Source organism: Gluconobacter japonicus (genome assembly GCF_002723975.1).
Lineage (GTDB): Bacteria > Pseudomonadota > Alphaproteobacteria > Acetobacterales > Acetobacteraceae > Gluconobacter > Gluconobacter japonicus.
In genome coordinates this window covers 122,903-135,867 of the sequence record NZ_BEWO01000007.1, presented here as the reverse complement: position 1 = coordinate 135,867, position 12,965 = coordinate 122,903, and the positions used below count along the sequence as shown (strand labels likewise).

Here is a 12,965-nt window from a genome sequence, read left to right as displayed (position 1 = left end):
CGACCCGGCTCTAGCCGCCCGCCTTTCCTTTCACGATCTGTTCCCGAAATCTCTCGCCCCCTCCGCACCTTCCCGCTAGACTGAAGGGGATGCCATCAGCTCCCTCTTTTCCGTCGCCATTTGATGCTCCCGCCCTGATTGCAAGGCGGGGCCTGTCGTCTCTTCTGACACCAGACGGAGAACTGCTGGATCTGTCCGCCGAAGACGCGCGGGAAAAATTATCGCAACTTCCCCCACCCCTTCTGGTGCACGGGCCAGCAGCTCTCCGGGCACTGGACCTGACACCTCTGTCACAGCCGGTTCCCTGGTTCGACCTTCTGGACCTGTTCCTGTTCGTCCTTCCAGCGACAACCGTGGCACCCACCCCACGAGGATTGGCCATTGCACTCGGGCTAACACCTCCCGAAACCGTAACGGCCGATCTTCTTCCTCTTCTATGCGAAAATCTTCTCAGCCGGTTGCGCGCCAAAGCGGACACCCAGGAAGGCGCGCGTCTTCGTGCGCTTCTGCTCCCCCTCACCCGCGCTGACTGGATCTGGAGTGGCGAAGTTGCAGACGCCATTGGCTCTGCCTCAGACCCGGGCAGTGCGCATCCTTTCGATGCCGTCCGCATCTGGAGACGCCTCCCCCGCTGGGAGGAAACAGCTCCTCGTCCTGCACCCAGCAGTCAACCCGTCTCTCCCCGTGCAGCACGCGAAAGACTACGTCAGATTTTAGGTGAAGGCGCGGAAGAACGTCCCGGTCAGGCTGATTTTGCATCAGTCGCAACATCCGCTTTTGAGCCTCGGGAAACGTTGGGTTCACCCAACGTCGTTTTAGCAGAAGCCGGAACAGGCACTGGCAAGACACTGGGATACATCGCGCCCTCAAGCCTCTGGGCCGAGCAGAATGACGGTGCCGTCTGGGTCAGCACCTATACGCGTCATCTTCAGCGACAGATCGAACAGGAACTTCATCGCCTCTATCCCGATGAGACCACCCTTCGGCAAAAGGTCGTCGTTCGCAAAGGCCGTGAGAATTATCTCTGCCTTCTGAACATGGAAGATCTTCTCAATACCGCCACATCCCGTGGAAACGACGGCGCAACAGCCCTCCTGCCCCTCGCCCTTCTTGCCCGCTGGGCAGAGGCCAGCCGCGATGGCGATCTGATGGGTGGCGATCTGCCGGGCTGGTTCGGGGAACTCTTCGGACACGGTACGCTCTACGGCGTTGCTGATCGACGTGGCGAGTGTATCCATGCTGCCTGCCCGCACTATCAGGCCTGCTTCGTGGAACACGGCATCCGCCGGGCAAGACAAGCCGATCTGGTTGTGGCCAACCACGCCCTCGTCATGTCTCAGGCCGCCTGGGCTTCCCTGGCTCCTCCGGGCCTGCCGGACGAAGACGCAGCCCCCACGCGCTATGTTTTTGACGAAGGCCATCATGTTCCAGAAGCCGCCGATAGTGCTTTTGCAACCGTTCTCTCAGGCCTAGAAGCTGCTGAACTGAGACGATGGCTCCTGGGTGCGGAAGGTAGCCGATCGCGCGCGCGAGGGCTTTTGCGACGACTGGATGATCTTGTCGAACGCATCCCTGCTATTGACGCCCCGCTGCATGCCGTCCTGCAAGCTGCACGCGCTCTTCCGGCTCCCGGCTGGAGTACGCGACTGAAAAGTGGTCCGGACGCTTCTCTTGCCGAAGAGGACGCTCCATCCCTTCTGCCACTGGAGGAACCCGAACTCGACAATCCTGCGGAACTGTTCCTTCAGGCCTTGGATCAACAGCTTAAGGCGCGCAGGTCTCAGAACCCGCAGCATGAAACCGGATACATCTCCACGGAGTGCGATCTTCATCCGACAAATGATGCCGTCCAAAAAACTGCTGAGGATCTTTCCCGTGCGCTCCGCCGCTTGCAGGAGCCGCTGATCCTTCTGACCAAACGGCTTGAAGCCCAGGTCGAAGATGATCCCGAAATGGAAGCCCCAACGCGCCAGCGGATAGAAGCCTTCATTCGTACACTTCATCGTCGCGCCATTAGTCGCGTGACAGGATGGGTAGGGATGCTGGATGCTCTGCAAACACCTCCGGAAGCCGACATCACACCCGTCCATATCGACTTCATACGCACCGAGCGATTGCCTCGAACCCGAGCTACTCAGGGTGACCACGATGTTGGGCTGTATCGGCACTGGCTCGACCCAACCATTCCATTCGCATCTACCATCCAGACACCGGCTCATGGCCTTCTGCTAACCTCCGCCACGCTTCGGGATCAAACTGGCCCTGAGGACGGAGAAGAAAGCTGGCATGCCGCCGAACTTCGCCTGGGCGCCACGCATTTCATGAAGCCGCCAATCCGGGCGTCGCTCATGAGTCCGTTCGACTACGCAAAGCAGACGCGCGCTTATGTCGTCACAGACGTCTCAGTTGAAATCGCGTCTCTGGCCCACGCCTTTCGTGCCCTGTTCGAGACTGCGGGTGGAGGCGCGTTAGGGCTTTTCACGGCAATCCGAAGACTGCGAGAAGTCCACAAACGGATTAGCGAACCGCTGGAAACACAGGGCTTCCCTCTCTACGCCCAGCATGTGGATGCAATGGATAACGCAACCCTGGTGGACGTCTTTCGCACCGAAACCCATAGCTGCCTGCTTGGAACAGACGCCATGCGCGATGGCGTCGATGTGCCGGGAGAAGCCCTGCGGATGGTAGTGTTTGAAAAAACGCCTTGGCCTCGCCCCGACATTCTTCATCGGGAACGCCGACGCCTGCTCTCGGAAGGCCGTCCTAGCGATTATGACGACCGCATCACCAGAATGCGCCTCAGGCAGGCTTTCGGCCGATTAATCAGACGAGGCGATGACAGAGGCGTTTTCGTCATGCTGGATCGCCGCATGCCTTCCCGCCTCCTCTCAGCGTTCCCCGAAGGCGTCGAAGTCCGACGCCTTAGTCTTGTGGAAACATTGAAGGATATTGGAGCGTTCTTGACCTCCCCTTCCTCGGTTTCTTCGGAAAACTAGAACCAAGCAAAGCATAAAAAAAGGCGGTGGAAATTCCACCGCCTTTTTCGTGTCTTCAGAGAGCCTGAAGATCAGAAGTTCACGCCTGCCTGAAGGAAGACGTAACGGCCCTGATACAGGTTGCCGTAAAGAGCGGCTGCACTGTTATCCGTTCCACCAGAAACGAATGGTGGCTTCTTGTCGAAGAGGTTCTGCACACCACCTTGGAAGTTCCACTTCTTCCAACGATACGTTACCGTCACGTCGTGAGAGAAGATGCCAGGGGTCTTGGTGCGACCAGAAGCAGAGCGGGCAACATCGCTTTCCGTATCGTTCCAGCGCATACCGCCCATGTAGCTCATCATGTACGTTACACCGAACGGACCATGCTGCCAGCCGACTGTCGCATAATCACGAACACGCGGATTGCCTGTGCCGTTGTTGTAGAACATGCGGCCAGCATAGTTATACCACTTGCCACCGACTTCGTTCTGCTGGAGATAGCTGACGAGCTGCTGGAAATTATTGGTCAGCGACAGGACATCATGGGATGTAACGCGGATACGGTAGTCAAGATCGAAATCAATACCACTCGTCTTCAGGCCACCAATATTGTCATACAGCGCCGTCACGGAGTTCAGCTGGTTTGTGCTGCCAACGCGGGTAATGTCATTGCAGTATGACGTGTTTGCACCCGTGTAGCACTGGTTCATGATGTACTGGCTGCTCAGATAAGAAATCATGTTCTTGAGCGTGTAGTGCCAGTATTCCACGGAAGCCGACAGGCCCGGAATCCAGCGTGGAGTAACTGTCGTACCAAACGTGTAGGTCCGACCGGTCTCAGGCCTCAGCTTGCTGTTGCCACCGAAAAGTGTCGGAACCTGACTTGAAGAAGCAGAGACAAAGTTGCTGCTGTTAATACCCTGTCTGGCGCAGTTTGCAGCAACAATTGGCGTCATACCACCGTAGGTACCAACCTGTCCGCTGTCACATGGATCCGTGGCGGATGCATATCCTAGGGACTGACCACCAAACAGCTCATAGACGTTCGGCTGACGGTAAGACGTTCCTAACGTCGCACGGAAGCGGATGTCCTGGACCGGAGCCCAGTTAATGGACGCTTTCCAGTTCTTGGTGCTACCAAATGTATTGTAGGATGAGTAACGGCCCTGACCGTCAATCGTCAGGTCCTTGGCGAGGAAGGCGTTATGCAACAGCGTTGCCTTACCTTCCAGGTAACCTTCAGTAACGTTGAAGCCGCCACCCGTATAGGACGCGGAGTTCGTCAGCGTGTTGCCAGCCTGCACCATCGCATCAGGATGATATGCCAGCTGCTCACCACGATGCTCCATGCCCAGCGCGATACCAAGGTCACCACCGTTCTTCCACGGCATGTGAACGACATGGTTGTTATTGATACGCAGGTTCAGGTCGCGAAGCTGGTAGTAGTAATGATCATGCGACGTGTAGTTTGAGTACTCGGCAGCCTGCGGAGACAGCTTGTTGAACGGATTGGAAAGCGTGCAACCAGCGGCTGCATTACAGACCGACGGGTTATAAACCAGCGCACTGTCCGGATTGCCGGGTTCGGCAGCGGCGAGGCCATAGGTATCGAGAAGCCTGGAGTAGTTACCAACACCGGATGTCTGGGACATGACCTGGTTCCACCCGTAAGTGTAGGAGAGGTCATATTTCCAGCCGTGGGTGATCTCACCCTCAGCACCAATCTTGGCCGTATATGTATCGGTTGCAGTCTGGCTGACGCGGTTTCCCCATTCACCCAGACGCTTGTACATCGTGGCATCTTCGCCAAGCGTATTGTACGGCGCGCTGCCCGGAATGGTAATGGCGACTGGCATCGTTGACGGATAAATGCTGCCTGACACCGGAATCGGCGCCATTTCCGCATTTGAATTACGATGCGAGTACAGGAAGTTGCCATACGGCGTGAAGTGACGGTTCACATCATAATGTGCGTCAAACGACAGCGTGGCATCCTGAAGGGAGTTTGTCAGATTCTGATCGTTGCCGTAATTGTAACGATCAGCCTTACTGAAATTATGGAACGTGCCATCACCATTCGGAACATTATCCGCGCTATCGGTAATAAAGCGTCCGGCAGTTGGAATGGATGACCCGTAAGTCGGCGAACCACCCGGCGCAATCAGTCCGGAAACAACCGGATTGGCCCAGTCACGGCTATTTTGACGGATCCCGCTCTGGGTCATGTAAGAACCAGAGATCGTGACGTTGCCCTTGCCATGATCGAAGTTCCAGCCTTTGTAGCCGGAAATCATGCCCGTTTGGCCATCGCCACGATCAGTAATGCCACCACGAACCGTGATGTTCGCGTCATCCAGATTATGCTTCAGCTTGATGTTTATAACGCCCGATACAGCGTCAGCACCATAAAGCTCGGACCCACCATCCTTGAGGATTTCGACGCTTGCCACCTGATGAACGTTGATGGTGTTCATGTCGAAGCAGCTGGCAGAACCATCCATGGCAGCGCGTTTGCCATCAATCAGGACGAGAACACGCTTCTGACCAAGGTTGCGCAGATCAATACAGGACACGCCGGCCGTGCCATTTGTCTGGCTGTTCGTTGTTCCTGAAGAACCAACGGATGGCAGACGCTGCAGGTAATCACCAAGCGTGGTGGCACCCGTTTGCTCGATCTGCTTGCTGGTCACGATCTGGACCGGATTGGCATTCGAGTTATTGGACGTGCTCAGAGCCGAACCGGTGACAACAACACTTTCCTGCGTTGCTGAATCAATGGAACGGACGGCATGGCTTCGGTTGACCGCTACAGGCGCATTAAACTGCGGAGCCGCTACGGGACGAATCACCGATGCCGGTGCTGTTGTTGCAGGCGTCGCAGCAGAACGCACCGGACTATGGGTCACAGTCTTGTGGCGCACATGTGAGGACGTATGGGTGCTTTCGGTTGCAGCATGAGCCACGCTCGAAAGCGCTCCCATCCCCAGCACCGATGCGCAAAGTAACGTATTGCGACGCGATACGATCATAGTGAAACGAAATCCTTCTAAAGGCGGTGGAGTCCTTTAGACAGGTCGTTACGCAAATGTCACCCCAAGTTACCGTGGTTACGGGCGTAACATGATAGTTCTGTGACAGGCGTTGCATAAGGGTCACATATGCGCCCTGCACATATCAAAAAAGGCCGCCCCACCTGCGTGGACCGGCCTTTCCTGTAATGTTCTGACGCAATTCCCGCCCCTGAAACGGGGCGAAAATCAAGTGCGATCGGATTAGAAATCCATGTCGCCCATGCCGCCCATTCCACCCGGAGCGGCCGGAGCCTTCTTCTCTGGGCGTTCGGCAACCATAGCTTCCGTCGTGATCAGCAGACCACCCACCGAAGCGGCATCCTGTAGAGCCGTACGGACAACCTTCGTCGGATCGATGATGCCAGCAGCAACAAGGTCCTTGTACTCAGCGTTCTGAGCATCAAAACCGAAGTTGTAAGTGTCGTTCTCGAGCACCTTGCCAGCGATCACGGCGCCGTCTTCACCAGCATTCTCAGCGATCTGACGCAGCGGCGTCTGAAGTGCCTTGCGAACGATCTCACCACCGATGCGCTGGTCATCGTTGTCGAAGGTCAGGCCCTTCAGAGCGACAGAAGCGCGGGCAAGAGCCGTACCACCACCCGGAACGATACCTTCTTCAACAGCAGCGCGGGTTGCGTGCAGCGCATCGTCAACGCGGTCCTTGCGTTCCTTCACTTCCACTTCGGTGCTGCCACCGACGCGGATGACGGCAACGCCACCAGCCAGCTTGGCCAGACGCTCCTGGAGCTTCTCACGGTCGTAGTCAGACGTCGTTTCTTCGACCTGCGCACGGATCTGGTTGCAACGACCCTTGATGTCTTCGCTGTTGCCAGCGCCTTCGACGATCGTGGTGTTTTCCTTCTCGATGTGAACCTTCTTGGCGCGGCCCAGCATGTCGAGGGTAACGGATTCCAGCTTGATCCCGATGTCTTCGGAAATGACCTGGCCACCCGTCAGGATCGCGATGTCTTCCAGCATGGCCTTGCGACGGTCACCGAAGCCCGGAGCCTTGACGGCAGCGATCTTCAGACCACCACGCAGCTTGTTCACGACCAGCGTGGCAAGGGCTTCGCCATCAACGTCTTCAGCGATGATCATCAGCGGACGACCAGACTGCACAACGCTCTCAAGCAGCGGCAGCATTGGCTGAAGCGAGGAAAGCTTCTTTTCGTGGATCAGGATGTACGGCGCATCGAGATCGGCCGTCATCTTCTCCGGGTTCGTCACGAAGTACGGGGAGATGTAGCCGCGGTCGAACTGCATACCCTCGACGACGTCGAGTTCCGTGTGCAGACCCTTGGCTTCTTCAACCGTGATGACACCTTCGGAGCCGACCTTCTGCATGGCAGAGGAGATCATCTCACCGATTTCGCGCTCACCGTTGGAAGAGATCGTACCGACCTGAGCGATTTCCTCAGGGGACGTCATCTTCTTGCTGTTCTTCTTCAGCTCTTCAACAACAACGCCAACAGCCTTGTCGATGCCGCGCTTCAGGTCCATCGGGTTCATGCCAGCGGCAACAGCCTTGGCACCTTCACGGATGATAGCCTGTGCGAGAACCGTGGAGGTCGTCGTGCCGTCACCGGCGAGGTCGTTCGTCTTGGATGCGACTTCGCGCACCATCTGAGCGCCCATGTTCTCGAACTTGTCAGCCAGTTCGATTTCCTTGGCGACAGAGACACCGTCCTTGGTGATACGCGGCGCGCCGAAGCTCTTGTCGAGAACAACGTTACGACCCTTCGGGCCCAGCGTTACCTTGACGGCATTCGCAAGAATATCAACGCCACGCAGCATACGGTCGCGGGCATCGGCACCAAACTTTACGTCCTTGGCAGCCATGTTCTTATCTCCTGTTGAGGTCTTTTAATGAGAGGAAACGGGGACGGCTGTTCAGCCGATCACACCCATGATGTCGCTCTCTTTCATGATCAGCAGCTCTTCGCCGTCGATCTTCACCTCGGTGCCGGACCACTTGCCGAACAGCACCTTGTCACCAGCCTTGACGTCGAGAGCCACGATCTGGCCCTGCTCGTTCCGGGCGCCTGGGCCTACGGAAACGACTTCGCCTTCGGTCGGCTTGTCCTTAGCGGTGTCAGGGATGATGATGCCGCCAGCGGTCTTCTCTTCACCAGTCAGGCGACGGACCACAACGCGGTCATGCAAGGGACGAAAAGTCGTCATGGATTGCTCCATTTTAGGCCGTGCCCTTCTACAAAGCGACGCGGCCGGGTTACGCGCTCAATGACTGCAGCGCAGTTAGCACTCCCACATCGAGAGTGCCAAGAGAGGTAGTCCCAACGACTGTTTTCGTCAAGAACCATCATCCTTCAGGGAAAAAATTTTCTTGCCGTCCAAAAGGGTTTTGAGGCGCTTCTTCTCAAGAGAATCTGCCATTTTTTGCCCCTTAGTCCGCCCGAATAGACGACGATTGGTTTCAGCGTCCTTCGCATCCTCAACAGACTTGCGGCGTTTGCGTTCCCGACGGAGATTGATGACGTCGCTCATGGCACCTGCCTTTCCGGCGTTACAGAGACTGGACAGAAATCAATGGACCACAAGCATTCCCAAGAGAAGACCGAAGGTCACATGATCCGCCTCAAGGCGGCTGACGGACATGAATTTGAAGCCTGGGAAACCGGCTCCCCCGAGTCCCCCCGCTCGATCGTTGTGGTACAGGAAATCTTTGGCCTGACCGGACATATCCGGGAGGTCTGTTCGGAACTGGCACAACAGGGTTTCCATGTCCTCGCCCCGGCTTTATTTGACCGGGTCAAACCCCATACGGTTCTCGCCTATAACGAAGCAGGCCTGAAGGAAGGCCTGGAGTTTCGCAGCGGAATTTCACCGGACCTGATCCAGCAGGACCTCGCAGCCTGTGCCGAAAAACTGCGTGAAAATGATGATCAACGTCCTGTGGGTGTCCTTGGCTTCTGTTGGGGTGGCCTGATCGCCTGGCTTGCAGCAACACGGACGCATCATTTCAATGCTGCCGTTGGCTGGTATGGCGGCGGCATTGCCAATCATTGCGATACGGCTCCCCATTGCCCGACACAGCTTCATTTCGGCGGTGAAGACGCATCCATTCCCCCAGCCGATGTTCAAAAAATCCGGGCAGCACGCTCTGAAGTGGAGGTTTTCCTCTACGATCAAGCCGGTCACGGCTTCGGTTGTCCGGAACGATCCAGCTTTAATCAGGATGCACGTGATCTTGCCTGGAGCCGAAGCGTTGCCTTCCTGAAACATCATCTCAAGAGAGCATAACGTCCGTAGCGATATAACGACACGGACCTCTTTGAAGCATTCCTACCCTATTCAGGAGTTTTGATTATGAGCAGCAATCCGCTTGAAGCCGATCCAAAACGCGATGCCGCCATCCGTCGTGAAGCCAAGCTCCTCTGGGAAGCCGACGGCAAACCTGACGGCGGCCCGGAAGCCTATCTGGACAAAGCAACAGATCTGATTTCCATCAAAGGTGTACCGGAAGGCATCCCTGTTGAGGACCTGCCGCCGCCAGAACTGGCCGATATCCAGATAGAGGATCCGAGACTTCAGGAAAATCTTGGAGAATTTCCCGAGCGCAGTACGGATCAGGGTGATCAGCGCCACTTCCCCGTTGCAGACCGGAAAGAAGAGCGCGAACTGATGAATGATCCCAGCACTGATGCCGGTCAACCGGGATATGCCCAGATTGATGAAAAGCAGGAAGGTCCCTGATCACCGTCCCTGTTGCCGCCCGTCTGAAAAACGGGCGGCAGACACATCAGACCTTCTTCAGAACACGACCTGCAACAGCATCCAGCTTGGCGACCAGCGCCGGGTCACGCTTTTCAGGCGCAGTAATGATCGCAAAATCGAGCGCACGCTCGGCGGAAAGATCCAGCGGGCGCTTCTGCCCCAGAACGGGAATCACAGCCTTCACGAGGCGACGGGCATTATCCGCATTCCCCTTCATGACCTTCACAACAGCCTCGACCGTGACACTGTCATGCTCGGTGTGCCAGCAGTCATAATCCGTGACCATCGCAACCGTCGCATAGGTCATCTCGGCTTCACGGGCGAGTTTCGCTTCCGGCATGTTGGTCATGCCCACGACCGAACACCCCCAGGACCGATAAAGCTCACTCTCGGCACGCGTTGAGAACTGCGGGCCTTCCATGACGATGTAAGTGCCACCGCGCGTCACCGGAATATCGAGCTTGCGGGACTCCGCTTCCAAAACATCCAGCAGACGTCCGGAGACCGGATCAGCCATGCCAACATGCGCCACACATCCCGTCTCAAAGAAGCTCTTTTCGCGCGCAAAGCTGCGATCAATGAACTGATCGACGAGCACGAAACGGCCCGGTGGCAATTCTTCTTTCAAAGAACCCACAGCTGAGAGCGACAGAATATCCGTCACACCCGAGCGCTTCAGAGCGTCAATATTTGCACGAAAGTTAAGACGTGACGGCGGGATCGGATGCCCACGACCATGACGCGGCAGGAAGACGCATTTTACGCCTTCGAACGTTCCGAAAAGCAGTTCGTCGGATGTTTCGCCCCAGGGCGTTTCAACCCGGCGCCATTCCTTGTTTTCCAGACCATCAATATCATACAGGCCAGAGCCGCCGATGACGCCGATAACCGGCTGAATTTCTGTTTCCGAAGACATGAGTGTTCAATCCGCCCCTGATGAACATGTTTGAGGATCGTTCAGGAACACGAGACCGAAGTCCTGCGCAAGCCTCTGCTGCTCAGCCCGGTGCAAAAAACGGTTTCATATTTACGAAGCGGCAAGACACTCTCTGCCATCATCACGCCACAGAGCCGCAGCAGACATGCAACCAACCAACTGTTCGTATCAAGCGCGATTTGCTAGGACATCCCACGTAACGTGATTTTGTACCCAGGATGGTAGGGGAGAGAAAAATGGACCAGATCAGCCCCGATTTTGCTGAACTCGTTCGCCCGGATGTGCCTCATGATACGCTAAAGCGTGAGGCGAAAGCCTGGTTTGAAACTCTCCGGGACCGGATCTGCGCGTCCTACGAGCAACTCGAAGACGAGGCCGTCGAAGGTTGCTCACAGGTTCTCCGGGACCGCACGGAAGCCGGTCGCTTCACCCGTACCGCATGGAGCCGACCGGAAGGTGGCGGTGGCGTCATGTCCGTCATGCGGGGCCGTGTCTTCGAGAAAGTGGGCGTCAACGTCTCCACGGTCTGGGGTGAGTTCTCTCCCGAATTCCGCAAAAACATTCCCGGTGCATCGGAAGACCCACGCTTCTTTGCAACAGGCGTTTCTCTCGTCGCGCACCCCTGCAATCCCCATGTCAGTGCCGCGCATTTCAATACGCGCATGATCATCACGACCAAGGGCTGGTTTGGCGGCGGTGGCGACATTACGCCAATGTTCCCTGACAGCGCCGAAGCCCGCAGTGACGCGGACTACTTCCACAAGATGTTTGAAGCCGCGTGCAACAAGCATGATCCGGAACACTATCCGCGCTTCAAGGAATGGTGTGACCGCTACTTCCATCTCCATCACCGTGACGAACCCCGCGGCCTGGGTGGCATCTTCTACGATCAGTTCTCGACCGGCAGCCTGGAAGGCGACTTTGCCTTCACAAAGGACGTGGGGATGGCTTTCCACGACGCCTACCCCGCCGTGGTCCGCCGTCGCATGTTCAATCCCTGGACAGAAGCAGACCGGGAAGCCCAGCTCATTCGCCGTGGTCGCTACGTCGAATTCAATCTGCTCCATGATCGCGGAACCCTGTTTGGCCTGAAAACAGGCGGCAACACGGAAGCAATCCTGATGAGCATGCCACCGGAAGTCCGCTGGCCGTGATGCCCCATTCTCCGACCCGCCGTGACTGCCTGAAAGGGCTGGCCCTGCTCGGTGCCGGAAGCGCCATACCGTTGGCGGGGGCTCAGGCCGCAGATATTTCTGATGCCCGCCTCCTCCTTGGTGGAACACTGGCCTCCATACAGGGTCAGTTTGCAGAACTGGCCGCGGGCGTCATTTCTCATACGCTAGGCCTGGATGCACCACTCGAAATCACACCTGACATCGGTCAGGATGGTGTACGGGCGGCAAACCTCTTTGACGCCAATACGGCCCCCGATGGCAGCACAGCCCTGATTGCACCGGGAAGTGTTCTGCTGGCCTCACTCACGGGCGATTCACGCGTCCATTATGATTTTACCCGATGGACGCCCCTGCTGACGGCTCACACCACAACGGTGGTCATTGCCCGGGCAGAACTGCACAAAACTCTTAAAAGCCGCCTCAAAGGCTTTTTCCACGATCATCCTGTTCGTCTCGCCGTGTCACGGCCAACAGGGACGGAACTTGATGCATTGCTGGGCCTGACCCTGCTGGGTCTGCGCCCCATCCCTGTTTCCGGCTTTGTTCGCACGGAGGATGCGCTGGACGCGTTGGCCAACAACCAGGTCGATGCCGTGCAGCTTCTTCCCTACACACTCGGGGTTCCGGTTGAGGACATTCTGGCCAAACTGCCCCCAGACACGGTCCCGCTTTATCATACAGGCGATCTGGCCGAGACAAGCGCAAACAGCATTCCGAACTTCCTTGAGGCCTATCAGCAGGCCCGGAGGCGCCCGCCAGAAGGCGCGCTCTACAGAGCATGGCAGGCAGTCTCGGCCAGCACCTATACAGCCCTGACTGTGGCACTTCCCATGTTGACGCCGCCTGATTTGGTCAAAAGCTGGCAGAAAGCCTGTTGGGATGCGGCTGTTGATCCGACCGTGCACCGCTGGGCAGAAAAACACCATTTCATGCTGGCTGCCGGTGATAACGCTGCTCCCTTCCTGTCCCGCGCCACACCAGACATAGGAGCTATCCTCGCCCTGAGGCGCTGGATTGCCATGAACACACCGCGCTGGAGACTGGGGCAGGAAACACGCCCGATCTGAAA

General features: G+C 57.0%; 10 protein-coding genes. 5 read left to right on the top strand and 5 right to left on the bottom strand.

What is annotated here, in order from left to right:
• The first annotated feature begins 89 nt into the window (after positions 1–89).
• Positions 90–2,996: an ATP-dependent DNA helicase gene (locus GJA01_RS06930; RefSeq protein WP_062503156.1), complete on the top strand. Its 2,907-nt coding sequence runs from the start codon at positions 90–92 to the stop codon at positions 2,994–2,996.
• 71 nt (positions 2,997–3,067) lie between these two features.
• On the opposite strand, the gene GJA01_RS06925 is transcribed toward GJA01_RS06930, so the two are convergent.
• The 4 genes from GJA01_RS06925 to GJA01_RS06910 form a co-directional block, all read right to left on the bottom strand.
• Entirely contained in the window at positions 3,068–6,007 is a 2,940-nt protein-coding gene (locus GJA01_RS06925; protein ID WP_062503158.1) for a TonB-dependent receptor domain-containing protein, read from the bottom strand.
• Between the two features lie 243 nt (positions 6,008–6,250).
• Positions 6,251–7,888 carry a chaperonin GroEL gene (gene groL, locus GJA01_RS06920; RefSeq protein WP_007282363.1) on the bottom strand — a complete coding sequence of 546 codons (1,638 nt, stop codon included), beginning with the start codon at positions 7,886–7,888 and terminating at the stop codon, positions 6,251–6,253.
• Between the two features lie 51 nt (positions 7,889–7,939).
• Positions 7,940–8,230: a co-chaperone GroES gene (groES, locus tag GJA01_RS06915; protein WP_023945273.1), complete on the bottom strand. Its 291-nt coding sequence runs from the start codon at positions 8,228–8,230 to the stop codon at positions 7,940–7,942.
• Between the two features lie 129 nt (positions 8,231–8,359).
• Positions 8,360–8,554, bottom strand: a complete 195-nt coding sequence (locus tag GJA01_RS06910) for a DUF4169 family protein (protein WP_062503160.1) — start codon at positions 8,552–8,554, stop codon at positions 8,360–8,362.
• Between the two features lie 81 nt (positions 8,555–8,635).
• Between GJA01_RS06910 and GJA01_RS06905 the strand changes: the two genes are divergently transcribed.
• A complete protein-coding gene (locus GJA01_RS06905; protein WP_026017505.1) occupies positions 8,636–9,310 on the top strand; it encodes a dienelactone hydrolase family protein in 675 nt (224 codons plus the stop codon).
• A gap of 66 nt (positions 9,311–9,376) precedes the next feature.
• Positions 9,377–9,763 (top strand): DUF2934 domain-containing protein, encoded by a 387-nt coding sequence (locus GJA01_RS06900; protein ID WP_062503162.1) that lies wholly within the window; start codon positions 9,377–9,379, stop codon positions 9,761–9,763.
• A 46-nt stretch (positions 9,764–9,809) separates the two neighbouring features.
• Here GJA01_RS06900 and GJA01_RS06895 read toward each other — a convergent pair whose 3' ends face one another.
• Entirely contained in the window at positions 9,810–10,700 is an 891-nt protein-coding gene (locus tag GJA01_RS06895; protein WP_062503164.1) for an S-methyl-5'-thioadenosine phosphorylase, read from the bottom strand.
• Positions 10,701–10,957: 257 nt separating this feature from the next.
• Between GJA01_RS06895 and hemF the strand changes: the two genes are divergently transcribed.
• Both hemF and GJA01_RS06885 read left to right on the top strand, forming a co-directional pair.
• Positions 10,958–11,875: an oxygen-dependent coproporphyrinogen oxidase gene (gene hemF / locus GJA01_RS06890; RefSeq protein WP_062503166.1), complete on the top strand. Its 918-nt coding sequence runs from the start codon at positions 10,958–10,960 to the stop codon at positions 11,873–11,875.
• Positions 11,875–12,963, top strand: coding sequence for a hypothetical protein (locus GJA01_RS06885; protein ID WP_010502807.1), 1,089 nt, complete (start codon positions 11,875–11,877; stop codon positions 12,961–12,963). The genes hemF and GJA01_RS06885 overlap by 1 nt, the downstream gene beginning before the upstream one ends.
• Positions 12,964–12,965 lie beyond the last annotated feature (2 nt).